Annotated in this window: 21 protein-coding genes and 2 riboswitches; of the genes, 12 read left to right on the forward strand and 9 right to left on the reverse strand. The window is 70.3% G+C overall.

Translation table 11 applies throughout. The features are described from left to right. The first annotated feature begins 17 nt into the window (after positions 1 to 17). Positions 18 to 1043: a DinB family protein gene (locus OO014_RS07955; protein WP_272461763.1), complete on the forward strand. Its 1026-nt coding sequence runs from the start codon at positions 18 to 20 to the stop codon at positions 1041 to 1043. 24 nt (positions 1044 to 1067) lie between these two features. Here OO014_RS07955 and OO014_RS07960 read toward each other — a convergent pair whose 3' ends face one another. The 4 genes from OO014_RS07960 to OO014_RS07975 form a co-directional block, all read right to left on the reverse strand. Further along, entirely contained in the window at positions 1068 to 1655 is a 588-nt protein-coding gene (locus OO014_RS07960; protein WP_272461764.1) for a TetR/AcrR family transcriptional regulator, read from the reverse strand. Positions 1656 to 1664: 9 nt separating this feature from the next. Continuing rightward, positions 1665 to 3224, reverse strand: coding sequence for a xylulokinase (locus OO014_RS07965; protein WP_272461765.1), 1560 nt, complete (start codon positions 3222 to 3224; stop codon positions 1665 to 1667). Beyond that, positions 3221 to 4636 carry a pyridoxal phosphate-dependent decarboxylase family protein gene (locus OO014_RS07970; RefSeq protein WP_272461766.1) on the reverse strand — a complete coding sequence of 472 codons (1416 nt, stop codon included), beginning with the start codon at positions 4634 to 4636 and terminating at the stop codon, positions 3221 to 3223. Before OO014_RS07970 ends, OO014_RS07965 begins: the two co-directional genes overlap by 4 nt. A gap of 84 nt (positions 4637 to 4720) precedes the next feature. Next, complete coding sequence (locus OO014_RS07975) at positions 4721 to 5911, reverse strand: PLP-dependent aminotransferase family protein (protein ID WP_272461767.1); 1191 nt, start codon at positions 5909 to 5911, stop codon at positions 4721 to 4723. Between the two features lie 184 nt (positions 5912 to 6095). Between OO014_RS07975 and OO014_RS07980 the strand changes: the two genes are divergently transcribed. Next, a complete protein-coding gene (locus OO014_RS07980; protein ID WP_272461768.1) occupies positions 6096 to 6524 on the forward strand; it encodes an Lrp/AsnC family transcriptional regulator in 429 nt (142 codons plus the stop codon). A gap of 4 nt (positions 6525 to 6528) precedes the next feature. Here OO014_RS07980 and OO014_RS07985 read toward each other — a convergent pair whose 3' ends face one another. Further along, complete coding sequence (locus OO014_RS07985; RefSeq protein WP_272461769.1) at positions 6529 to 7218, reverse strand: RraA family protein; 690 nt, start codon at positions 7216 to 7218, stop codon at positions 6529 to 6531. Positions 7219 to 7339: 121 nt separating this feature from the next. Between OO014_RS07985 and OO014_RS07990 the strand changes: the two genes are divergently transcribed. Then, on the forward strand, positions 7340 to 7732 hold the full coding sequence (locus OO014_RS07990; RefSeq protein ID WP_272461770.1) for a tautomerase family protein: 393 nt from the start codon (positions 7340 to 7342) through the stop codon (positions 7730 to 7732). 32 nt (positions 7733 to 7764) lie between these two features. Here OO014_RS07990 and OO014_RS07995 read toward each other — a convergent pair whose 3' ends face one another. Next, on the reverse strand, positions 7765 to 8247 hold the full coding sequence (locus OO014_RS07995) for a nitroreductase/quinone reductase family protein (protein WP_420485486.1): 483 nt from the start codon (positions 8245 to 8247) through the stop codon (positions 7765 to 7767). A gap of 5 nt (positions 8248 to 8252) precedes the next feature. After that, positions 8253 to 8714, reverse strand: a complete 462-nt coding sequence (locus OO014_RS08000; RefSeq protein WP_272461772.1) for a hypothetical protein — start codon at positions 8712 to 8714, stop codon at positions 8253 to 8255. 100 nt (positions 8715 to 8814) lie between these two features. Here OO014_RS08000 and OO014_RS08005 point away from each other — a divergent pair, with 100 nt between their 5' ends. Continuing rightward, positions 8815 to 9474: a TetR/AcrR family transcriptional regulator gene (locus tag OO014_RS08005; RefSeq protein WP_272461773.1), complete on the forward strand. Its 660-nt coding sequence runs from the start codon at positions 8815 to 8817 to the stop codon at positions 9472 to 9474. A 260-nt stretch (positions 9475 to 9734) separates the two neighbouring features. Then, a complete protein-coding gene (locus OO014_RS08010; protein WP_272461774.1) occupies positions 9735 to 10922 on the forward strand; it encodes a phospholipase D-like domain-containing protein in 1188 nt (395 codons plus the stop codon). Between the two features lie 85 nt (positions 10923 to 11007). Here the strand turns inward: OO014_RS08010 and cycA are convergent, their stop codons facing one another. Next, entirely contained in the window at positions 11008 to 12513 is a 1506-nt protein-coding gene (cycA, locus tag OO014_RS08015) for a D-serine/D-alanine/glycine transporter (protein ID WP_272461775.1), read from the reverse strand. A gap of 131 nt (positions 12514 to 12644) precedes the next feature. Next, a riboswitch (glycine riboswitch) is annotated at positions 12645 to 12746 on the reverse strand. Positions 12747 to 12922: 176 nt separating this feature from the next. After that, positions 12923 to 13019: riboswitch (glycine riboswitch) on the forward strand. 146 nt (positions 13020 to 13165) lie between these two features. Here cycA and gcvP point away from each other — a divergent pair. The 7 genes from gcvP to OO014_RS08050 all read left to right on the forward strand — a co-directional run bounded on the left by gcvP (position 13166) and on the right by OO014_RS08050 (position 21958). Then, positions 13166 to 16027 (forward strand): aminomethyl-transferring glycine dehydrogenase, encoded by a 2862-nt coding sequence (gene gcvP, locus OO014_RS08020; protein WP_272461776.1) that lies wholly within the window; start codon positions 13166 to 13168, stop codon positions 16025 to 16027. Between the two features lie 42 nt (positions 16028 to 16069). Then, positions 16070 to 17170, forward strand: a complete 1101-nt coding sequence (gene gcvT / locus OO014_RS08025; protein WP_272461777.1) for a glycine cleavage system aminomethyltransferase GcvT — start codon at positions 16070 to 16072, stop codon at positions 17168 to 17170. Between the two features lie 36 nt (positions 17171 to 17206). After that, the gene (gene gcvH / locus OO014_RS08030) at positions 17207 to 17599 is read left to right on the forward strand and encodes a glycine cleavage system protein GcvH (RefSeq protein ID WP_272461778.1); all 393 of its coding nucleotides are present in this window, start codon (positions 17207 to 17209) and stop codon (positions 17597 to 17599) included. 11 nt (positions 17600 to 17610) lie between these two features. Then, positions 17611 to 18894 (forward strand): serine hydroxymethyltransferase, encoded by a 1284-nt coding sequence (glyA, locus tag OO014_RS08035; protein WP_272461779.1) that lies wholly within the window; start codon positions 17611 to 17613, stop codon positions 18892 to 18894. Then, the gene (lipA, locus tag OO014_RS08040; RefSeq protein WP_272461781.1) at positions 18891 to 19838 is read left to right on the forward strand and encodes a lipoyl synthase; all 948 of its coding nucleotides are present in this window, start codon (positions 18891 to 18893) and stop codon (positions 19836 to 19838) included. Before glyA ends, lipA begins: the two co-directional genes overlap by 4 nt. 2 nt (positions 19839 to 19840) lie before the next feature. Further along, complete coding sequence (locus OO014_RS08045; RefSeq protein WP_272461782.1) at positions 19841 to 21214, forward strand: L-serine ammonia-lyase; 1374 nt, start codon at positions 19841 to 19843, stop codon at positions 21212 to 21214. A gap of 81 nt (positions 21215 to 21295) precedes the next feature. Continuing rightward, complete coding sequence (locus OO014_RS08050; RefSeq protein WP_272461783.1) at positions 21296 to 21958, forward strand: lysoplasmalogenase; 663 nt, start codon at positions 21296 to 21298, stop codon at positions 21956 to 21958. Here the strand turns inward: OO014_RS08050 and OO014_RS08055 are convergent. Further along, positions 21885 to 22898: a LysR family transcriptional regulator gene (locus OO014_RS08055; protein ID WP_272461784.1), complete on the reverse strand. Its 1014-nt coding sequence runs from the start codon at positions 22896 to 22898 to the stop codon at positions 21885 to 21887. The genes OO014_RS08050 and OO014_RS08055 overlap by 74 nt on opposite strands. Positions 22899 to 22984: the final 86 nt, after the last annotated feature.

Here is a 22984-nt window from a genome sequence, read left to right on the forward strand (position 1 = left end):
CGCGCCACACTGGGGGCATGAGTGACGACGCTGCGCAGGCCGCCAAGGACCATCTCCACCAGTGCCTGCGCTGGGCGCGCGAGGACGTGCTGCGCAAGCTGGACGGGCTCGACGAGTACGACGTGCGCCGGCCCATGACGGCCACCGGCACCAACCTGCTCGGACTGGTCAAGCACTTGGCCTTCTATGAGGCGTCGTACTTCGGGTTCGTCTTCGGCCGGCCCTATCCGGAGCCGATTCCCAGCGTTGACGAGGACTTCCGCAACGAGGACCTGATGTGGGTTCCGGCGGCGGAGTCCCGCGAACAGGTGGTCGCGGGCTACCGCCGGGCCTGCCGCCATGCCGACGACACCATCGAGGCGCTGCCCTTCGATGCCACGGGGCGCGTGCCGTGGTGGGGCGCCAACGACGTGTCCCTCTGTGCGGTGATGGCCCACATGCTCGGCGAGACCCGCCAGCACCTGGGCCACCTGGACGTCATTCGAGAGCAGCTGGACGGCCGCGTGGGCGGGGACGTCGAGCAGCTGTCACCGGCCCAGGAAGCTGACTTCGCCCGGCGCTGGCGCCGCGCCGAGAGGGCAGCCAGGGTGGCCGGGAACCGTTTCGTCCCAGCGGGGTTCACGGCTCCGACCCAACTGGTGGCGGACCGGTTCAGATTGGAGCCGCTCGGCCCCCAGCACAACGAGGCCGACCACGCCGCCTGGATGTCGAGCATCGAGCACATCCGCCAGACTGCGGGCTACCCCGATGGGGACTGGCCCCCCGCGGACGGCATGTCCCTGGAGGAGAACCTGGCCGACCTGACCCGGCATGCACAGGACTTCGAGACCGGTCGCGGCTTCACGTTCACCGTCCTTGATCCCGCGGACGGGGACGTCATCGGCTGTGTCTATCTCTACCCGGCGGCGGACGAGCACGATGTCGTCGTGCAGTCCTGGGTGCGGGCCGACCGGGCCGAGCTCGACACTCCGCTGGCGGACGCCGTGGCGCAGTGGATCGTCCGCGACTGGCCGTGGCGTCACCCTGACCGGTGCGGGCGGTGACTGGCCCGGAGCGGACCGATCACGTCACGAGGTCTGACCGGTCAGCTGGTGCAGCAGGAAGGTGAAGCCGGCCCGGAGGCGTGTCTCGTCGTCCGGGCGGGGGTCGGCGAGGTGGTGCAGGAGGAAGCCGTCGACGTAGTCGACGAGGAAGTCGGCGTGCCGTTCCGCGTCCGGGAGGCCAGCGATGGCGAGCGCCCGCGTTGCGGTCCGGGTGAAGGACGCGCGCACCGCTGCTGCTGCGGGTCGCAGCGCGGGGTCGCGCGCCGCGTGCAGGTAGGCCTCGACCTGGGCGAGCTCGATGGTGCGGTCCGAGCCGAGGAGTGCCGCCGCAAAGTGCGTGATGAACTCGTCCGCAGGCAGGTGCTCGAGCTGCTGCGCGAGGGCGTCGTACGCCGTGGCCTGCTCTGCCGCGAAATGCCGGGTCGCTTCCGCGAGCAGGTCGTCGATGGAGGCGAAGAAGTAGGACGGCGTCGCCGGTGGGAGACCTGCGCGGGCGGCGATCGCCCGGTGGGTCGCCGCGCCGGGCCCGGCCTCGGCGACGATCTCCACCGCAGCCCGCAGCAAGGCATCTCGCCGTTGCAGGGCCGAGTCTCGATGCGAACGTCGAACCATGTACTTCTCTCAGGTGGAGGCGGAGTTGAGCCGCCGGAACATCGACTTCTGGGCGCGGTAGAGGCGTGGGAACTCGGCGTAGAGCCGAGCGTACGTGGCCTGCACCGCCGGGTCCGGCTCGAGCACGGCATCGACCTCCACCAGCTCCCGCACCTCGTGCGGCCGCAGCATCCCACGGGCCAGCCCGGCCGCCAGAGCCATGCCGCGGGCCTGCGCGAAGTGGGGCTCGGCCACCCGCTCGATGGTGCGTCCGAGGACGTCGGCGTGAATCTGGCACCACAGCAGTGAGTTCGCCCCACCGCCGAGCATCCGGATGTGGTCGAGCCGCCGCCCGGCGAACCGCTCAACGGCCTCGTGCAGCCAGCGGTTGTTGTAGGCGACACCCTCGAGGAGGGCCCGGACCAGGTCGCTGCGGCCGGTGGCGAGCCCGATGTTGTGGAACCCGCCGCGGGCGAAGGGATCGAGCACTGGCGTCCGGCTGCCCTTGAGCCACGGGGTGAAGACCACACCATTGCTGCCCGGTGGTGCGAGCTCGGCCGCCTCGAGGAAGGTCGAGAACCCGGGCGGTTCAGCATCAGCGGCGGCGAACACCTTGTCCCGCAGCCATTCCAAGCAGGCTCCGCCGGTGTCGTGGTTGTCGGCGACGAGGTACTGACCCGGCCAGAGCCCCGGCACACTGGTGATCTGACGCAGCACGTCAGTCTTCTTGAACGGCACAGGAGCACTGATCCAGGCCGACGTGCTCAGGGCGAGATGCGCCTCGAAGTCGTTCACTGCGCCACTGCCCAGGGCGGCGGCGTGCAGGTCAGTCATGCCGGTCACCACCTCGACGCCGCGGGGCAGGCCCAGGTCGGCGGCGACGTCGTCGCGGACCGTTCCGATGATCGAGGCCGTCGGGCGCAGCGGCGGCAGCTTCTCGAGGGGCACGCCGGCTCGGGCCGCCAACCCCGCGTCGTACTCGAGGAGCGTCGGGTCGCGATTGTCCGTCAGCCAGGCGGCCGTCATCGAGGCGTGCGACGCCGTGGCGACTCCGGTGAACCGCATGGTGATGTAGTCGACGGGCTCGAGGTACCACCGCGTTCGGTTGGCGATGTCGGGCCGCCGCTCCTCGAGGTGGAGCACGTGCGCGATGACGTCCTTCTCGCCGGGGACACCGCCGGTCTTGCGGATCCACTCGGCCAGGCGCAAGGGGTGATAGCCAGCCACGGGTCCGCCAAGGCGAGCGTTCACGAGGTCGGCGCCACGGCGGTCGAGCCACAGGATGCACGGCCCGACGGGGTGGCCCTCGGCATCGACGGGGACCGTGCTGTCCCACTGGCCCGTCACGGCGATGGCGACGACGGCGTCGGCTCGCACCAAGGGATCGGCGAGGCCCTCCCGGACCGCGTCGCGGATGAGGTCCCACCACAGCCGGGCGTCCTGCTCGAAGCCGCCGTCGCCGACCATGGTGGTCGGCACGGCGCGAAGGGTGTGCCAGACGAGCCGGCCGGTCAGCGTGACGAAGGCGACCTTCGGTCCTCCGGTGCCCAGGTCGATGGTGAGGGCGAGGTCCTCGTAGAGCGTGTTCACGGCGCGGGAGGCAGACTCTGCTGCTGGTCGAGCATCTGCGCCATCACCTCGCGGATGACCGGATCGGCCTGGTCGAGCAGCGCCTCGGGGACGCTGCCGTAGATCCCGCTCGAGGCGGCGACCTCCCCGGCGGCGTGCTTGCCCTCGGCGATCTCGACTGCATCGGAGAGATCGGCGGCGAAGGCCTCGACGACCCCGGGCTGCGTCTGCGGCCGCGTCGTCGCCATGTGGATGGCGTTGGGGTACTGCTGCCCGTTGAAGCGCCAGCCCCGCGCGCGCATGGCGTCATACACGTGATAGATGTCGAAGACGTCGGAGGTGAAGCTGAAGCAGAACGTCGGCGAGCCCATGAGGCGCAGCTGCGGGTGGGATCGGACCGCTTCCTTCATCGCGTCGGCCGCCGTGAAGATCTCCCGGGCGTACTCCCGGTAGCCCGCCCGCCCGAGGTGGACCATGGAGGCCCAGGTCGCCGCGAGCAGCCCGCCCGAGCGGGAGCCCTCCATGCCGGGGGAGTGGTACTTGCCGCCGCTCCATCGCGTGTGCGCGAAGTACTGGCTGTTGCGGACGGCCTTGTCGCGGAACAGGAGCGTCGAGGTGCCCTTGAGGGCGTAGCCGTACTTGTGCGTGTCGGCGGAGATCGTCGTGACGCCGGGCACGCGGAAGTCGAAGTCGGGGATGTCCTGCCCGAGCTCCTGCCCGAACGGCAGGATGAAACCGCCGAGGCAGCCGTCGACGTGCAGCCCGATGCCCTGCTCCAGGGCGAGGGCACCGAGGTCCGCGATCGGGTCGATGGTGCCGTAGGGGTAGTTGCCGGCCGAGCCGACGAGCGCAATGGTGTCCGCGTCGATCGCCCCGGCCATCGCCTCAGCGGTGACGGTTGTCGTCACCGGGTCGACCGGCACCGTGCGCACCTCGACACCGAAGAGGTGCCCCGCCTTGTCGAACGCGGGGTGCGCGGTCTCGGGCTTGACGATGTTGAAGCCGCCGCTGCCCACACCTCGCGTCTGCGTCGCGTGGTCGCGGTAGGCGAGCACCGCGTGGAGAATGCTGCCGGTGCCCCCACCTGTCACCATGCCGACGGGCTCATGGCCCGACCCACGGGCCGCCTCCGCATGCATGAGGTCGAGGGCCATGGCGATGATCTCGCCCTCGAAGCGGGTCGCGCTCGGGCAGATGTCCCGCTGCAGCACGTTGACGTGTGCGTAGCGCCCGAACGCCTCGTTGAGGAACTCGTAGTGCTCGTGGTCGCCGCTGTACATCGTCCCGGAGACCCGCCCGCTCTCCCACGTGCGGTCCTCGAGCTCGGCCATCTCGCGCAGCTCGGCGAGGATCTCCTCACGCGGCCGGCCGTGCTCCGGCAGCACCCGGTTGACGGGGTAACGCTCGGCGTAGGGGAAGTCAGCGCTGACCATGAGGGTGATCCGACCAAAAGTCTGGACGTTTGTCCAGACTAAAGACGCGGCCGTATGCCGCTGGGCTGGCTCGAGCGCTCCGGCTCAGGCGCGCAGGGCCTCGCGGAGCAGTGCTCCCATCGCACTCACGCCGGAGACGATCCGGTCGTCCGGGACGCCGGAGAAGCTCATCCGGGCGTGGTTGCTCTCCGGCTCCACGGCGAAGAACGGAGCCCCTGGCACGACGATGACGCCGGCCCGGGGGATGAGCAGATCCCGTTGGACGGCGGCGATGTCGAGCCGCTTCGGGAAGGTCACCCAGGTGAACAGCCCGCCCTGCGCACGCGTCCAGCTGGTCCCTTCCGGGAAGTGTTCCTCGAGCATGCTGAGCATGAGGTCACGCTTGTGCCGGTAGGTGGGCAGCATCGACGCGATGTGGGCCTCGATGTCGAAGCTCGTGAGGTAGGCCGCTGCCGCCCGCATGTTGAGCGTGCCGTTCTGGGTGTCGGCGGCAAGCTTGAGGAGCGAGAGCTTCTCGCGAACGTCGGCGGGCGCGAGCGCCCAGCCAAGGCGCAGGCCGGGGGCGAGGATCTTCGAGAAGCTGCCCAGGTGCACGACCCGTCCCGTCCGGTCCAGGCTCTTGATCGTGGGGAGCCGCTCGCCTTCGTAACGCAGCTCGCGATACGGCGTGTCCTCGAGGATGACGACGTCGAACTCCTCGGCCAGCTCGACCAGCCGCCGCCGGCGCGCCAGGCTCATGGTCTGTCCCGTGGGGTTCTGGTAGTCGGGCACCGTGTAGATGAGCTTGACGCGGTCAGTCGTGCGCAGGACGGACTCGAGCGCCTCCATGTCCATGCCCTCTTCATCGATCGGGACCGACCGATAATCGGGCTCGCAGGGGTTGAAGGCGATCAGGGCGCCGAGGAAGGTCGGCCGCTCGGTGACGATGACGTCGCCGGCGTCGATGAAGAGCTTGGCGGTCAGGTCGAGGCCCTGCTGCCCACCCTGGGTGATGAGGACGTCGTCGGCGGTGCACGGCATGCCGTCAGCCGTGAGCCGGGCGGCCACCTGGGCCCGCAGCTCGGGCAGGCCCTCGGACGCGGTGTACTGCAGCGCGCCAGCACTCCCCGGCGTGAGCAGGTCGTCATAGATCTTGTGCAGCTCGTCGATGGGGAAGAGCGTCGCGTCGGGGTAGCCGCCCGCGAACGACGTGATCGCCGGGTCTCCCGCCAAGGCCAGGAACTCGCGAATCGCGGAAGGCTGGATGCGCTCGGCTCGGCGCGCGAAGGCGGTCATGGGTGGCCTCCCGTTCGGTGGTCAGGTCCCGGCGCAGGGACCTACCAGCAGCGTGCGGCTCACCGCTCCGCAGCCGCAACGGGCCTGCACAGACCGGGTTGAACTCGCAGTCGACCATGCCTGCAGGGGTGAATCCGTGCACGAGTCATGCACCTCGTGCACGATCGGCGCTAACGTGCATCGCGTGACGGACTCCGCCGATCGCGCGATCATCGCCCACCTGCGCCGGGACGGCCGGGCCACGGTGGCCCAGATCGCGGCGGACGTCTCGCTCTCCCCGGCAGCGGTCTCCCGGCGGCTCGCCCGCCTGGAACGAAGCGGCGTCATCCGGGGCTACACCGCGATCATCGACGACACGCGGGTCGGTGGGCTGGAGGCTTTCATCGAGATCCGGATGCTCGGGGCGGTCGATGCCGAGCAGCTGGCCGACCTCGCGCGAGGCATCCCCCAGATCCTCGAGTTCTACAACGTCGCTGGCGACCCTGACCTGCTCGTGCGGTTGCGCGTCGACGACCGCGAGGAACTGGCCGGGGTCGTCAACCAGCTGCGCAGGACCGGCCTCATCGCCGGCACGAAGACGCTCATCGTCCTCAACTCGTGGATACGGACCTGACCGGTCACCCGAAGGCAAGTCCGCCGGGCCGCCCCTCCCGCAATGCTGCCAGGTGCTCGTCGTAGTTCATGACGTCGAAGAGTGACTCGCCGCTCAGCAGACGCGCCTGGAGGCCCTTCTCCCGCGCCTCGATCGCCTCCGCCCTCTCCACAGCAGCGGCGAACTCGTCGGCCGAGCCGGTCACCAAGCCGTCGTCATCGCCGACGACGAGCTCGCCGGCCTCGACGTGGATGCCATCGAGCAAAAGGCCTTCCCCAGTCACCGGAAGGGCGGTCGCGGCATAGGCGTTGGGTGCCACCCCGGTGGCCCACACCGGCATCGACAGCCGAGCCAGGGTGGCGCTGTCTCGGCACCGACCGTGGATCACGAGCGCGGCCAGCCCGCGGCGCTGCGCCTCTGTGCAGAAGAGCTCCCCGGCGACCGCCCGGTCGTCCCCGCCGGCGTCGACGACGAGCACGTCGCCGGGCTCCGCCTCCCGCAGGGCATGGATCACCGACATCAGGTCGCGGTTGGCCGTGGCCGTGACGACGCGACCCACGAAGGGGCGTCCCGGCACGAGCGGGCGGATTGCGTGGGGGAGCACGCGGAGAGCGGGGGAGGCATCGACCAGGCTCGTGGTCGACAGGCGTCCCAGGCGCTCGACCAGATCGGCGTCGCGGGTGGTCGGTGCAGGTGTCGCCGTCGTCCCATCCATGCGGCCCAGCCTCCGTTCGGCGCGCGTGGTGGCACAAGTGTCGTGCAGTCATCGACGCGACCGTGCACGATCCGTGCTGTGGAAGCATGGGCGCCCGACGTTTTGTTGACGAGGGGAACGCATGCCGAGCACGTTGATCGAAGTCCGTCGCAGCTACACCGCCGACCAGCAGGTCGCCCTGATCGACGCCGTGCACGCAGCCCTTGTGGCGGCATTCCGGATCCCGCACGAGGACCGCTTCATTCGACTCATGGAGTTCGAGCCGCACGCGATGGTCAACGGCCTGCACGCCGGCGTCGCTGACACCTACACCCGGGTCACCATCGACTGCTTCGCCGGGCGGTCCATTGACGCCAAGCGGGCGCTCTACCGAGAGGTCGTCGAGCGGCTTGGCGCACACGGCATCCCGAGGGAGCACATCTCGATCCTGCTGCGGGAGAGCCCGCCAGAGAACTGGGGTGCCGGGGGTCTCCCGGCGAGCGACTACGACCTGGGTTTCGACATCAACGTGTAGGGGCCTCTCGGAGATCGCCGCGGTCGTCGCTGTCAGGTGGCCGAAGTGACCCGAAAGACGGGGTACTGACTCGCCACGGCCTCGAAGTCCGCGAGGGGCGCACGCCGCGCCACCGGAAGGTGCGGTCGGGCTCCCGGTGCGATGGCGAGGTAGCGCCGCAGCACGGGTGCCCGCTCTCCCACAGGCACTTCGAGCAGCACGACGGCCTCGCGGCGTCGGCGGCGCAGGACTGCACGGCCTCCAGCCGCCCGGACGTTGCGCACCCAGTTCGCGTCGGGCCCCAGCATCGACACGAGGTATCTCTGTCCACCATGGTCGGCGACGGCCACCGGGACGGAGATCGTCCGACCGGTGCGCCTGCCGGCGACCTCGAGCGTGACCGCGCGCCGAGGTGTGAGCCACCCCGAGCCGTAGGCCATCGCGTCCAGACGGTTCAGCACCCGCATGAGGGTGCCCGGCCGGCCGCCTCGATAGAGGCGGCGCTTGAGGGCGCTGATCCACCCCAAACCCCTCATCGGAGTCAGGCCTGTGAGCTCTCGTCGCGCTGTGAGCGCCAGAGCAGGGCCACCGCGAGCAGGCCGGCCAGCGCCGGCAGCATGCCGATCCAGGCGAGCAGCGGCGGCAGGCCGGTGTCGCCCGACGTGTCCCGCACGACCAGGTTGAACAGGGCGACCGCAAGGCCTGCGCCGAAGAGCCCGGTGGCGGTGGTGCGAGCCCAACGACGGCGCTTGCGCACCGAACGGATCGCCCACCACCAACCGATGGCCCCGAGTGCTCCGAGGATGGACAGGTAGCCGAGCCAGGTCGAGACCGCGGTGTCGATGCGCGCCACCGAGTAGCTCGGGTAGCCGGCCCGCAGGTGGTCGGCAAGGACGTTGCCGCTGGCGCGGTCGACCCATCCGGAGGCGGTAGCCACTGCGGTCAGGGCCAGCCCGGCGTACATGGCCACGATGGCGGACTGCTGGGGGTGGTTCCTGGTCATTGCCTGCCTGCACTCTCGACGAACCTACAGCGTAGATAAAAGATCTACACCGTAGGATAGGCCGCACCCTCGGCACCGGCAACAGAAAATCGGAGGGCCCGTGAGCAGGCGAGGACGTGGGACCCCGGCGGGACTCAGCCGGGAGCGAATTGCGACGGCAGCCGTTGCCCTGGTCGACCGGGACGGGCTCGAGACGTTCGGCGTGCGTCGCCTCGCCGCCGAGCTGGGCGTCGACCCGATGTCGATCTACAACCACATCCCGGGGAAGGCCGCTCTGCTCGATGCCATCTCGGAGGCCGTGCTGACCGAGGCTTCCGCGCAGGTGGACCCTTGGCCACAGGACTGGCGGGACGTCGCGAGAGCCTTGGCCCGCACCTACCGGGAGATGGCGACTCGTCACCCACGTGTCTTCCCGCTGTTGACGACCCGCGCCCAGACGTCGGCCACGGCGCTCGAAGCAGTCGAGCAGCTGACCGCTTTGATGCGCAGGGCCAACCTGCCCGATCAGGTGACTGCGGATGCCCCACTGGTCCTCTTCGGCTTCCTCAACGGCTACCTGCTCGCCACCCTCGGAACCAGCGCTCGGGACAGCCAGGGCGAATCCGCGGGCAGCACTCAGCTGGAGCTCGATCCGCTCGCCTACCCCACGCTGGCCGCGCTCGGCCCGCTGCAGACCGGCTTCGGCGGAGACGAGGAGTTCGAGCGCATGCTCGACACCATCCTGACGGGCATCGCGAGCCGTGCCCCGCGCCCGTCCTGACCTTGGTCAGGGGGCCAGCTCAGCGGCATACGTCATTGTCCGTATGCCGCTGAGCTCACTTCCAGCGCACGGTGCGTCACGCGCCGCATACGACCAGAACGGCTTGGCGGTCCCGCTACTGCTCCACCATGGCGAGCTCGACCGCCTGCCCGACGGACGCATGAGGTGCGTCACCCTGATTCCGCACGCGCTCTGCCGATCGGCCTAGATTGCTGTACGGAGAGTTCACCGGCTCCGCGTGGCGCCGAGAGGAGCAGCGTGTGCCCAAGGACGAGATGACAGCTGAGGGCGCGGTCGATCCGCGCGTGGCGCTGCGGCGGACGCTGGAGTGCCTGGTCGGTGCCGCCTTCACCGAGGGCAACGCGATCACGGTCCTGCGCAACGGCGACGAGATCTTCCCGGCGATGCTCGACGCCATCCGCGGGGCCGAGCACAGCGTCGACCTGATGACCTTCGTCTACTGGAAGGGCTGGCCGGCGCGTGAGTTCGCCGAGGCACTGGAGGACCGGGCCCGGGCGGGGCTGCGGGTGCGCGTGCTCATCGACGCCCTGGGCGGGCGACTCATCGAGGACGGCCTCGTCGACGCGATGAAGGACGCGGGCGTCGACGTCCACTGGTTCCGCAAGCCCCTGCACAAGTCACCCTTCAAGCAGAACCACCGCGGGCACCGGAAGCTCCTGGTCGTCGACGAGGTCATCGGTTTCACCGGGGGCGTCGGCATCGCCGAGGAGTGGGGTGGCGACGCCCGCGACGAGAGGGAGTGGCGCGACACCCACTTCCGGGTCGAGGGGCCGGCCGTGGACGGGCTGGCTGCTGCGTTCGTGCAGGACTGGGCGGAGACCGGGCGGCCGCTCTACGACGAGCGCAGCCGCTTCCCTGCGCAGCCCACGCCGGGCGACGCGATCGTCCAGGTCGTGCGCGGTTCGGCCAGCATCGGCTGGGACGACATCCACACCGTCTGGTACGTCCTGATCCGGTCGGCGCAGGAGCGGATCCGGCTGCAGACCGCGTACTTCTCGCCGGACTCGGCGCTCGTGCGAGCGCTCAAGGAGGCGGTCGAACGCGGGGTGCAGGTCGACGTCCTGCTGCCGGGGCCGCACGCCGACAAGCGCGTCACCCAGCTGGCCAGCGAGGCCACCTATGCCGAGGTGGAGGACGCGGGGGTGCAGATCTGGAACTTCCAGCCCTCGATGATGCACGCGAAGGTCATGGTGGTCGACGGGGCAGCCGCGCTCGTCGGGTCGAGCAACGTCAACCGCCGCTCGCTCGACCACGACGAGGAGGTCGCCATGGTCGTCATCGACCAGCCGACGGTCGACCTGCTGGAGCAGCACTTCCTCGAGGACCTCGAGCGCAGCCGGCGCATCGAGCTGACCCGTTGGGAGGACCGCCGCCTCCGTCAACGCCTCCTCGAGCGGGCGGTCCGGCCGATCCGCCGCTGGCTCTGACCCCGCGCGTCATCGGCTCGACGACGGCAGACCGAAGCCGCCCACCGTCGACGACGGTGGGCGGCTGGCCGAACTCATGGACGCGTCACACCTTGGAGGCGGACTCGCTCGACTCCTTGAGGCCGCGGCGGAAGGCCTCGTAACGGGCTACGTGACCCGGGCGGCGCCGCATGATGGCCCAGGCCACGCCGAGGACGACGAACCAGACCGGCGTGACGATCAGCGCGCGCAGGGTGTCCGCCTCTTGGGTCAGCGCCCAGAGGAGGAAGCCGAAGAAGCCGAGCACGACCCACACCATCACGACGCCACCGGGCAGCTTGAAGGCCGACGCCGCGTGCCGCTCCGGGTGCTTCTTCCGGTAGGCGAGGTAGGACACGAGGATCATCGTCCAGACGAACATGAACAGCAGGGCCGAGATCGTCGTGACGAGGGTGAAGGCCTCCATGATCGACGACCCGGCGTAGAGCAGGGCCACGCCGCCGAGCAGGAACGTGCACGAGAAGACGAGGGCGCTCGCGGGCACCTTGCGCTTGGTCAGGCGGCTGAAGCGCGACGGGGCGTCGCCCTCGAGGGCCAGGCCGTAGATCATCCGGGACGTCGAGTACATGCCGGAGTTGGCCGAGGAGGCAGCAGAGGTCAGGACGACGAAGTTGATCACCGAGGCGGCGATGCCGAGGCCGGCCAGGCTGAACATGCCCACGAACGGGGACTTGTCGGCCACGACCTCACGCCACGGGGTGACGGCCATGATGACGACGAGCGCGCCCACGTAGAAGAGCATGATGCGGATCGGGATGGAGTTGATCGCCTTCGGCAGGGTGCGCTCCGGGTTCTTCGTCTCCGCGGCGGTGGTGCCGACGAGCTCCAGGCCGACGAACGCGAACACGGCGATCTGGAAGCCCGCGACGAAGCCCATGACCCCGGTCGGGAACATGCCGCCGTCGTTCCACAGGTTGGTGAAGGAGGCCTCGGCGCCGTTCGGCGCCTTGAAGGAGCTGAACACCATGACGATGCCGACGATGATCAGCGTCACGATGGCGATGATCTTGACGAGCGCGAACCAGAACTCGGTCTCGCCGAACGCCTTGACGGTCGGCAGGTTGAGGCCGAGCAGGAGCGTGATGGCCGCGACGGCGGGGATCCAGAGCGGCAGGTCCGCCCACCAGTAGGTGACGTAGCCGGCGATGGCGACGATGTCGGCGATACCCGTGACGATCCAGCAGAACCAGTACGTCCAGCCGGTGAAGAACCCGGCCCACGGACCGAGCAGGTCCGCCGCGAAGTCGGTGAACGACTTGTAGTTGAGGTTGGACAGGAGCAGCTCGCCCATCGCCCGCATGACGAAGAAGAGCATGAAGCCGATGATCATGTAGACGAAGATCACCGAGGGCCCGGCGAGCGAGATCGTCTTGCCCGAGCCCATGAAGAGGCCGGTGCCGATGGCGCCGCCGATCGCGATGAGCTGGATGTGGCGGTTGGAGAGCGAGCGCGCGAGGTGCGGGCTCTCGGCCCCGACTGCCGGGGCCGGCGGGGTGACGGGTGGTGCGGGGGGCGCGGTCAAAGTGTCAGCGCCGTTGCTGAGTTGAGGCATGATCCGGTCCGTTCCGGCAGAGGATGGGTGATGCCTCCCCGCTCTGTATCGGACCTGAGAGATTCACGGGGTCAACCCGCTTGCACCGTCGGTGTGCCGGGACGGTGGCCCGGCAGCTTTTCAGAGTTGCCCAGCCGGTGGCGGTACGGGGGCCTGAGAGATTCCGGGGAGGAGTTGCTCCTTCGGCGCCCTCCGTCCTGGGTGAGGACGGCGGACTCTCCCGCCACAGCTCGATGGCAAGTTTTCAATTAGATGACGTCGGGACGGTAGACCCGCGGCCTCCCGCGCACAAGCCCCCCGTCCGCGATGCGGATGTTTTTTGAACAGTTATTCACCACATTGCGGGCAACGCATTGACGGCGGCCCGGACGACGCCTACCGTGAGCGCGACAACTCCATATCCGCCATTCGAATCGCAGCGGGAGAGTTCCCGACCAGCTGGTCGGGACGCCGAAGGAGCAACTTCTCCCCAGAATCTCTCAGGCCACCATGACCGTTGCGGTGAGGCGAACTCTGGAAAGCAGGACCCCGGTCCTGCACCCACGGTGCAAGCCCCCGCGCGGGGGTGAAGCTCTCAGGTCCCATGACAGAGCGGGGAGGTGACCCATCCAGTCGCGCACTGACGCGCGCACCGACCAGGGAGCCTCCCGCAATGACGCACCATTCTCCGCTGCCGCACACCCGGACCGAGTTCCATTCGCGCCACATCGGGTTCACTGCCGATGACCAGGCCAAGATGCTGGCCGAGCTTGGCTACGAGTCCCTCGAGGCACTCGTCGACCGCGCCGTCCCCAAGGGTGTGCGCAACGCCGCCGCCCTCAACCTCCCGCAGCCCCTCACCGAGGCCGAGGTCCAGGCGGAGCTCCGTGCCATCTCGGCGCAGAACGACGACGCCGAGGCGATGATCGGCCTCGGCTACTACGGCACCATCACGCCCGCCGTGATCCGGCGCAACGTCGTCGAGAGCCCGGCCTGGTACACCGCCTACACGCCCTACCAGCCGGAGATCAGCCAGGGCCGTCTCGAGGCCCTGATCAACTTCCAGACGATGGTGGCGGATCTCACAGGCCTCGGCACCTCCAACGCGTCCCTCCTCGACGAGGGGACGGCCGTCGCCGAGGCCATGACCGTCATGCGCCGGACGAGCAAGGTCAAGGCCGAGCGCATCGTCGTCGACGCCGACCTGTTTCCCCAGAGCCTCGCCGTCCTCCGGACGCGCTGTGAGGCGATCGGCGTCGAGGTCCACGTCGCCGACCTCAGCCAGGGCCTCCCGGCCGAGGAGTTCTTCGGTGTCGTCGTCCAGTACCCCGGCGCCTCCGGTGCGGTGCGCGACTTCTCGCAGCTCACGGCGGCTGCCCACGAGCGCGGTGCCCTGGTGGCGGCCTCGGCCGACCTGCTCGCCCTGACCCTGCTCGCAGCCCCCGGCGACTGGGGCGCGGACATCGCGATCGGCTCGACCCAGCGCTTCGGCGTGCCGATGGGTTACGGCGGCCCGCACGCCGGCTACATGGCGGTCCGCGAGGGCCTTGAGCGCTCGATCCCCGGCCGCCTCGTCGGCGTCAGCGTCGACTCGGCCGGCCGCCCGGCGTACCGCCTCGCCCTCCAGACTCGTGAGCAGCACATCCGCCGCGACAAGGCGACGTCGAACATCTGCACCGCGCAGGTCCTCCTCGCCGTCGTCGCCTCGATGTATGCCGTCTACCACGGTCCCGAGGGCCTGCGGGCGATCGCCTCGGACGTGCACGGCAAGGCCGTCGCCCTCGCCGACGCTCTCGGCAAGGCCGGCATCGAGGTCGTCCACGACGCCTTCTTCGACACCGTGCTGACCCGCGTCGAGGGCCGCGCTGCGGAGGTCGTCGCAGTGGCCGCCGAGCGGGGCGTCCACCTGCGCCACGTCGACGCCGACCACGTCGGCATCTCCACCGCGGAGACGACCACCGTGCAGCACCTGACCGACGTCCTCGCGGCCTTCGGCGCGAGCGACGCCGAGCTCACCCCCGAGGCCACGGCCGGCGACCGCCTCCCCGAGGACCTCCTCCGGACCTCGGCCTACCTCACGCACCCGGTCTTCTCCGCGCACCACTCGGAGACGCAGATGCTGCGCTACCTGCGCTCCCTCTCCGACAAGGACTACGCCCTCGACCGCGGCATGATCCCGCTCGGCTCGTGCACGATGAAGCTGAACGCGACGACGGAGATGGAGCCGATCAGCCTGCCCGGCTTCGCCGGCCTGCACCCGTTCGTCCCCGCCGCCTCGGCCACGGGCTACACGAGGCTCGTCGACGAGCTCGAGACGTGGCTCGCCGAGGTGACCGGCTACGCCAAGGTGTCGATCCAGCCGAACGCCGGCAGCCAGGGCGAGCTCGCCGGGCTCCTCGCCATCCGTGGCTACCACCGCTCCCGCGGCGAGGAGCAGCGCGACGTCTGCCTCATCCCGGCGAGCGCGCACGGCACCAACGCCGCCTCGGCCGTCATGGCCGGCATGCGCGTCGTCGTCGTCAAGACGGCCGAGGACGGCACGGTCGACCTCGACCACCTCCGCGCCACGTGCGAGCAGCACTCCGACCGCCTCGCCGCGATCATGGTGACCTACCCGTCGACGCACGGCGTCTACGAGGAGGGCATCACCGAGCTCTGCGAGGTCGTCCACGCCCATGGCGGCCAGGTCTACGTCGACGGCGCCAACCTCAACGCGCTCCTCGGCCTCGCGGCCCCGGGCTCGTTCGGTGGCGACGTCTCGCACCTCAACCTGCACAAGACCTTCTGCATCCCGCACGGCGGCGGCGGTCCGGGCGTGGGCCCGGTCGCCGTGGCCCAGCACCTGGTGCCGTTCCTGCCGAGCCACCCGTTCCACCCGGACCCCGCCCGCCGTGACGGTGTCGGCCCGGTCAGCTCCGCCCCCTTCGGGTCGGCGAGCATCCTGCCGATCAGCTGGGCCTACGTCCGGCTCATGGGCGCCGAGGGCCTGACCCAGGCGACGAAGGTCGCGGTCCTCGCGGCCAACTACATCGCCGCCCGGCTCGCCCCGCACTACCCGACGCTCTACACGGGCGAGGGCGGCCTCGTCGCGCACGAGTGCATCCTCGACCTGCGGCCCCTGACCAAGGAGTCGGGCATCACCGTCGACGACGTCGCCAAGCGCCTCATCGACTACGGCTTCCACGCCCCGACGATGAGCTTCCCGGTCGCGGGCACGCTCATGGTCGAGCCGACGGAGTCGGAGGACCTCGGCGAAATCGACCGCTTCATCGACGCGATGATCGCCATTCGCGCCGAGATCGACGCCGTCATCGACGGCTCGGTCGCCGCCGCCGACAGCGCTCTGCGCCACGCGCCCCACACGGCCCGCTCGCTCGTCGGCGACTGGGACCGCGCCTACTCCCGCGAGGACGGGGCCTACCCCGCGGGCATCAGCGACACGAAGTACTGGCCGCCGGTCGGGCGCATCGACCAGAGCCACGGTGACCGCAACCTCGTCTGCTCGTGCCCCGCGCCCGAAGCCTTCGAGAACTGACCGGCGAAACCGCCTGAGAACCCGACCCGAGAGCAGGGAACCATGACCCGACAGACCGCGCTCAGCGGCATACACGAATCCCTCGGTGCCTCGTTCACCGACTTCGCCGGCTGGCGGATGCCGCTGCGCTACGGCAGCGAGCTCGCCGAGCACCACGCCGTGCGCAACGCCGCCGGCCTCTTCGACCTGTCCCACATGGGCGAGATCGAGGTCGTCGGCCCGCAGGCCGCCGCGCTCCTCGACCACGCCCTCGTCGGTGACATCAGCGCCATCGCCGTGACGAAGGCGAAGTACACGATGATCTGCCAGGAGGACGGCGGCATCCTCGACGACCTCATCGTCTACCGCCTCGAGGACGACCGCTACATGGTCGTCGCCAACGCCTCCAACGCCGAGACCGTCCTCACCGCGCTCCAGGAGCGGGCGGACGGCTTCGACGCCGAGGTGCAGGACCGCAGGGACGACTGGGCGCTCGTCGCGATCCAGGGCCCGGAGGCCTCGGCGATCCTCTCCGAGCTGACCGACGCCGACCTCCCGGCGCTCAAGTACTACGCGATCCTCGAGACCACGGTCGCCGGCCGACCGGCGCGGCTCGCGCGGACCGGCTACACCGGCGAGGACGGCTTCGAGATCTTCTCCGACCCCGCCGACGCCCCCGCCATCTGGGAGGCGCTCTCGACCGCAGGTGCGGAGCGCGGACTCATCCCCGCCGGCCTCGCGTGCCGCGACTCCCTGCGCCTCGAGGCCGCCATGCCGCTCTACGGCAACGAGCTGAGCACCGCCACGACGCCGTATGCCGCTGGGCTCGGTCGCGTCGTCAAGCTCGACAAGCCGGGTGGTTTCGTCGGGCGGGACGCGCTCGCCGCGGTCTCCGAGCAGCCGATCGCTCGCGTCCGGGTCGGGCTGCGGCCCGAGGGACGCCGCGCCCCGCGGCACGGCTACCCCGTCGTCGACCCGGCGTCCGGCGAGACCGTCGGCGAGGTGACGAGCGGTGCCCCGTCGCCGACCCTCGGCTACCCGATCGCGATGGCCTACGTCGACCAGGCGCTCGCCGAGCCCGGCACCCGCCTCGACGTCGACGTCCGCGGCACGCGCGTGCCCGCCGAGGTCGTCGCCCTGCCCTTCTACAAGCGCTCCCGCTGAGCGCGTCCCCCCACCAAGACTTTCCAGGAGATTCCCATGACCACCATCCCCGCCGACCTCAAGTACACGAAGGACCACGAGTGGGTCCGTGTTGAATCAGGACCCGACGGTGACATCGCGACCGTCGGCATCACCCAGTTCGCCGCCGAGGCCCTCGGCGACGTCGTCTACGTCGACCTGCCCGAGGCCGGCTCCACCATCACTTCCGGGGAGACCTGCGGCGAGGTCGAGTCGACGAAGTCGGTCAGCGACCTCTACGCCCCGCTGACCGGTGAGGTCACCGAGGTCAACGCCGCGGTCGTCGACGACCCGAGCCTCGTCAACGCCGAGTCCTTCGAGGGCGGCTGGCTCTTCCGCGTCCGCGTGGCCGACGGCCTCGACGACCTCCTCGACGCCGACGGCTACCGTGCCGTCGTCGAGAGCGCGTGAGGGGTGGCGGGATGAACCTGCTCAACCAGCACCTCGCCCAGGTCGACCCCGACGTCGCCGCCGCCCTCGACGCCGAGCTGCGCCGGCAGGAGTCGACGCTCGAGATGATCGCGTCGGAGAACTTCGCCCCGCTCGCCGTCATGGAGGCCCAGGGCTCCGTCGCGACGAACAAGTACGCCGAGGGCTACCCGGGCCGCCGCTACTACGGCGGCTGCGAGCACGTCGACGTCGTCGAGCAGCTCGCCATCGACCGGGTCAAGGCCCTCTTCGGCGCCGGCTTCGCCAACGTCCAGCCCCACTCGGGCGCCCAGGCCAACACGGCCGTGTTCTTCGCGCTGCTCCAGCACGGTGACACGATCCTCGGTCTCGACCTCGCGCACGGTGGTCACCTCACCCACGGGATGCGGATCAACTACTCCGGCAAGAGCTTCGACGTCGTGCCGTACCACGTGGGTGACGACGGCCGGGTCGACATGGCCGAGGTCCGCCGGCTCGCGCAGGAACGCCAGCCGAAGATGATCATCGCCGGCTGGTCGGCCTACCCGCGGGTGCTCGACTTCGCCGAGTTCCGCGCGATCGCCGACGAGGTGGGGGCCTACCTCTTCGTCGACATGGCCCACTTCGCCGGGCTCGTCGCGGCCGGCCTGCACCCCAACCCGGTGCCGCACGCCCACGTCACGACGTCGACGACGCACAAGACGCTCGGCGGCCCCCGCGGCGGGATCATCCTCACCAACGACGCCGACATCGCGAAGAAGATCAACAGCGCCGTCTTCCCCGGCCTCCAGGGCGGGCCGCTCGAGCACGTCGTCGCCGCCAAGGCAGTGTCGTTCCTCGTCGCGGGCAGCGAGGAGTTCAAGGACCGGCAGCGGCGGACCCTCGAGGGCGCGAAGATCCTCGCCGACCGGCTCGCCGCCGATGACAGCCGCGCCGCCGGGATCAAGGTGCTGAGCGGCGGGACCGACGTCCACCTCGTGCTCGTCGACCTCGTCGACTCGGAGCTCGACGGGAAGCAGGCCGAGGACCGCCTGCACCGCATCGGCATCACGGTCAACCGCAACGCCGTGCCCAACGACCCGCGCCCGCCGATGGTCACCTCCGGCCTGCGGATCGGCACGCCGGCCCTCGCGACGCGCGGCTTCGGCGCCGACGAGTTCACCGAGGTCGCCGACATCATCGCCGAGACGCTCCAGGGTGAGCTCGACGACGAGACCGCGGCCCTGCTCCGTGGCCGGGTCGAGGCGCTCGCGGCGAAGCACCCGCTCTACCCGGCTGTGCCCGAGCTCTCGTCATGACCACCACCGGCACCCTGCCCGAGGGCCGGCGCCTGCTCCGCGTGGAGGTGGCCAACACGGCCACCTCCCTGGAGCGGAAGCCGGCCTGGATGCGCCAGCAGCTGCGCACGGGCCCCGGCTACACCGAGGTCGCGGGGCTCGTCGAGCAGGCGGGCCTGCACACCGTGTGCCAGGAGGCGCGGTGCCCCAACATCTTCGAGTGCTGGGAGGACCGCGAGGCGACCTTCCTCATCGGGGGTGACCAGTGCACGCGGCGGTGTGACTTCTGCCAGATCGCGACGGGCAAGCCGCAGCCGCTCGACCGTGACGAGCCGCGGCGCGTCGCCGAGTCGGTGGCGCAGATGGGGCTGCGCTACGCCACCGTCACCGGGGTCACCCGGGACGACCTGGAGGACGAGGGTGCCTGGCTCTGGGCCGAGACGGTCCGCGAGATCCACGACCGCACGCCAGGAGTCGGGGTCGAGCTGCTCGTCCCTGACTTCAGCGGTCGGACCGAGCTCATCGACGTCGTCCTCGCCTCCGGTCCGGAGGTCTTCGCGCACAACATCGAGACGGTGCCGCGGATCTTCCGGCGCATCCGTCCGGGCTTCCGTTACGAGCGCAGCCTCGAGGTCATCGCGTATGCCGCTGGGCAGGGTGCCGTGACGAAGTCCAACCTCATCCTCGGGATGGGGGAGGAGCCGGAGGAGGTCGTCGCGGCGCTCACCGACCTGCGCGGCGCCGGATGCGACCTCGTCACCATCACCCAGTACCTTCGACCCTCGGCCCTGCTCCACCCCGTGAGCCGCTGGGTCGAGCCGGCCGAGTTCGACGAGCTCGCCGTCGTCGCCCGAGAGCTCGGCTTCGCCGGGGTCATGAGCGGGCCACTCGTGCGATCCTCGTATCGAGCAGGTCGTCTCTACGCCCAGGCGATCTCCGGTCGCCGCCACGCACAAGGAGCCTGACCATGGCGCTCAGCGTCTTCGACCTCTTCTCGATCGGGATCGGCCCGTCGAGCTCGCACACCGTGGGTCCGATGCGGGCGGCGGTGATGTTCGCCGAGCGCCTGCGGGACGACAGCGTCCTGCAACGCACGACGCGCGTGCTCGCCCAGCTCTTCGGCTCGCTCGGGGCCACCGGCCACGGACACGGCAGCGACACCGCCGTGCTGCTCGGCCTGTCCGGCGAGCGGCCCGAGCTGTGCGACCCCCGGAGCGTCACCGGCAAGCTCGAGCAGATCCGCCGGGACCACCGGGTGTCCCTGCTCGGGCACCACGAGATCAAGTTCGACGAGGACACCGACCTCGTCCTCCACCGGCGCAAGACGCTGCCACTGCACCCCAACGGCATGACCTTCACCGCCTACGACGCGCTCGGCGAGGTCGTCTCGGAGCACACGTACTACTCCGTCGGCGGCGGGTTCGTCGTCGGTGAGGGCGCCGACGGGGAGACCCGGGTCGTCGCCGACACCACGCCTGTGGCGCACCCGTTCCGCACCGGCGACGAGCTGCTGGCGCACTGCCGTGCCACCGGCAAGTCGATCGCGCGGATCATGATGGACAACGAGCTGGCCTGGCGCACCGAGGAGGAGGTCCGGGCCGGTCTGCTCCACATCTGGTCGGTGATGAAGGAGTGCATCAACAACGGCATCCGCACCGAGGGCATCCTGCCCGGCGGCCTCAGGGTGCGGCGCCGGGCGCCCGAGCTCGCCCAGAAGCTCAAGCTCGAGAGCGGCAGCACGGACCCGCTGCGCGGCATGGACTGGGTGACGCTCTATGCGCTCGCCGTGAATGAGGAGAACGCGTCCGGCGGACGTGTCGTCACCGCGCCGACCAACGGCGCGGCCGGGATCATCCCGGCGGTGCTGCACTACTACGCCGACTTCGTGCCGGGCGCGGACGAGGACGGCATCGTCCGCTTCCTGCTCACCGCTGCGGCGATCGGCGTCATCTACAAGGAGACCGCGTCCATCTCCGGCGCCGAGGTCGGTTGCCAGGGCGAGGTCGGCTCGGCGTGCTCGATGGCGGCGGGTGCCATGGCTGCCGTGCTCGGTGGGACACCGGAGCAGGTCGAGAACGCCGCCGAAATCGGGATGGAGCACAACCTCGGCCTGACGTGCGACCCCGTCGGCGGGCTCGTCCAGATCCCGTGCATCGAGCGCAACGCCATCGCATCGGTCAAGGCGATCACGGCGGCGCGCACGGCGCTCAGGGGCGACGGCTCGCACGTCGTGTCGCTCGACCAGGTGGTCAAGACGATGCGCGAGACGGGTGCGGACATGAAGGTCAAGTACAAGGAGACGGCTCGCGGCGGCCTCGCCGTCAACGTCATCGAGTGCTGAGCGCGGCCGCGGCCTGACGCGCCATCTCGGCGGCTCGGGCCGCGGGGGCAGCTCGAGCAGAAGCTCCACTAGGCTCCGTCAATGCGTCCAGTCTGGGCCGTGCTCGCGGTCGTCAGCGCCGTGCACCTCGTCGCGCAGCTCGTTGACCCGGAGGGCAGCGTCGCCGGCGCCAGCCAGGTGCTCCTCATGCCCGCGCTGGCCGGTGCGCTCCTGAGCGTGGCACCGTCGCGGCAGCACCGGCTCGTGCGCCTCACGCTCCTGGCCCTGGCGTTCTCGTGGCTGGGCGACACCCTCCCACGCTTCGTCGGCGGGGATGCCGCCTTCCTCGTCCTGGTCGGCGCCTTCCTGCTGGCACAGCTCACCTACGCCGTCGCGTTCCTCCCCTACTGGCGCGGGAGCATCGTTCGCCGCCGGCCGATCCTCTTGCTGCCGTATGCCGCTGGGCTCGCTCGCGTCGTCGCCGCCAGTCACGCTCGGGCGGGCTCCCTCCTCGTGCCGCTCATCCTCTACGGACTGGCGCTGGGCACGATGGCAGTGCTCGCCACGGGCCTCGGGTGGCTGGCCGGTCTCGGGGGAGCCCTCTTCGTCCTGTCCGACTCCCTGATCGCCCTGAACTCGTTCGCGGACGTGTCACTGCCCGCTCACCCCTTCTGGGTGATGCTCACCTACATCACGGGCCAGACGTTGCTCGTCCTCGCGGTGCTGCGGGTCGCCGGTGAGGCGCGGCCTCGGCGGGGGCGGTGAGGGCGGCCGCCTCGGCGCGGAGGGTGTCCCGCACGAGTCTCGTCACCGCCCGCTCGGCGTGGTCGGGCCGGGCGAGCACCGCGACCCGGCGGCCCAGGGCGAGGTCTGCCGTGGCGAGCAGCCGGAGGCGCCGGCCATCGCGGTCGTCCGCGGCATAGCGGGGGAGCAGCGCGATGCCGAGGCCTGCTGCCACGAACGCCTCCTGCAGGCGCAGGTCGGTGAACCGGTGCGCCACGGCGGGCTCGCGGCCGGCCGCCGCGAACCAGCGCTGGAGGGCGTCGTCGAAGGGCCAGCCCTCGGGCACGCTGACCCACGTCTCGTCCTGCACGTCCTCGAGCCGGACCGCGGTTCGCGCCGACAGGTGGTGCCCGGGGGGAACCGCGACGTCGAGGGGCTCGACGTGGAGCTCGGTCACGGCAAGGCCGTGCCACGTGCGCGGCGGTCGGCTGATGGCACGGGGAGCAGTCCGTCCCACCGCGGGTGCCGCCAACTCGGTGGCATGGTGACCGACGACGAGGTCGACGTCGTCCACGAGCTCCGGATAGCGGTCGCCGTGCAGGTCCGTCTCGATCACGTCGAGCGAGACGTCGGGTGATCCCTGGAGCCGCCGCACGAGCCCGGGCAGCAGCAGCTGGGCGGCCGTGGGGAAGACGGCAAGGCGCACGCTGCCACGCAGGGCGCCGCGGTACTCGTCCCAGCGGCCCTGCAGCCGCGCCAGCGACGCCTCGATGTCCGTCGACGCCTCGACGAGCTCCCGCCCCGCAGCGGTGAGCTCGACGCGACGGCCGACGCGTCGCAGGAGGGGCAGTCCTGCCTCGCCCTCGAGCAGCTTGAGCTGCTGGGACACCGCGGTGGGCGTCACGCTCATCGCGCGGGCCACCTCGGTGACCGTTGACCGCCGAGCCAGCTCACGCAACAAGGCCAACCGCCGCACATCCATGAAGCAAAACTACAGAGTCAGGCCAGTTAATCTCGATGGACTTGACAGTACACATCATCGGATCGTGAAGGCATGGATCTCGGAAT

Source organism: Intrasporangium calvum, from assembly GCF_028446585.1.
Taxonomy (GTDB): domain Bacteria; phylum Actinomycetota; class Actinomycetes; order Actinomycetales; family Dermatophilaceae; genus Intrasporangium; species Intrasporangium calvum_A.

Bases quoted from the DNA above. Each gene is read 5' to 3' on its own strand.
- OO014_RS07955 (WP_272461763.1), top strand. From the start codon at position 18: ATGAGTGACGACGCTGCGCAGGCCGCCAAGGACCATCTCCACCAGTGC.
- OO014_RS07960 (WP_272461764.1), bottom strand. From the start codon at position 1,655: ATGGTTCGACGTTCGCATCGAGACTCGGCCCTGCAACGGCGAGATGCC.
- OO014_RS07970 (WP_272461766.1), bottom strand. From the start codon at position 4,636: ATGGTCAGCGCTGACTTCCCCTACGCCGAGCGTTACCCCGTCAACCGG.
- OO014_RS07975 (WP_272461767.1), bottom strand. From the start codon at position 5,911: ATGACCGCCTTCGCGCGCCGAGCCGAGCGCATCCAGCCTTCCGCGATT.
- OO014_RS07985 (WP_272461769.1), bottom strand. From the start codon at position 7,218: ATGGATGGGACGACGGCGACACCTGCACCGACCACCCGCGACGCCGAT.
- OO014_RS07990 (WP_272461770.1), top strand. From the start codon at position 7,340: ATGCCGAGCACGTTGATCGAAGTCCGTCGCAGCTACACCGCCGACCAG.
- OO014_RS07995 (WP_420485486.1), bottom strand. From the start codon at position 8,247: ATGAGGGGTTTGGGGTGGATCAGCGCCCTCAAGCGCCGCCTCTATCGA.
- OO014_RS08000 (WP_272461772.1), bottom strand. From the start codon at position 8,714: ATGACCAGGAACCACCCCCAGCAGTCCGCCATCGTGGCCATGTACGCC.
- cycA (WP_272461775.1), bottom strand. From the start codon at position 12,513: ATGCCTCAACTCAGCAACGGCGCTGACACTTTGACCGCGCCCCCCGCA.
- gcvP (WP_272461776.1), top strand. From the start codon at position 13,166: ATGACGCACCATTCTCCGCTGCCGCACACCCGGACCGAGTTCCATTCG.
- gcvT (WP_272461777.1), top strand. From the start codon at position 16,070: ATGACCCGACAGACCGCGCTCAGCGGCATACACGAATCCCTCGGTGCC.
- gcvH (WP_272461778.1), top strand. From the start codon at position 17,207: ATGACCACCATCCCCGCCGACCTCAAGTACACGAAGGACCACGAGTGG.
- glyA (WP_272461779.1), top strand. From the start codon at position 17,611: ATGAACCTGCTCAACCAGCACCTCGCCCAGGTCGACCCCGACGTCGCC.
- lipA (WP_272461781.1), top strand. From the start codon at position 18,891: ATGACCACCACCGGCACCCTGCCCGAGGGCCGGCGCCTGCTCCGCGTG.
- OO014_RS08045 (WP_272461782.1), top strand. From the start codon at position 19,841: ATGGCGCTCAGCGTCTTCGACCTCTTCTCGATCGGGATCGGCCCGTCG.
- OO014_RS08050 (WP_272461783.1), top strand. From the start codon at position 21,296: ATGCGTCCAGTCTGGGCCGTGCTCGCGGTCGTCAGCGCCGTGCACCTC.
- OO014_RS08055 (WP_272461784.1), bottom strand. From the start codon at position 22,898: ATGGATGTGCGGCGGTTGGCCTTGTTGCGTGAGCTGGCTCGGCGGTCA.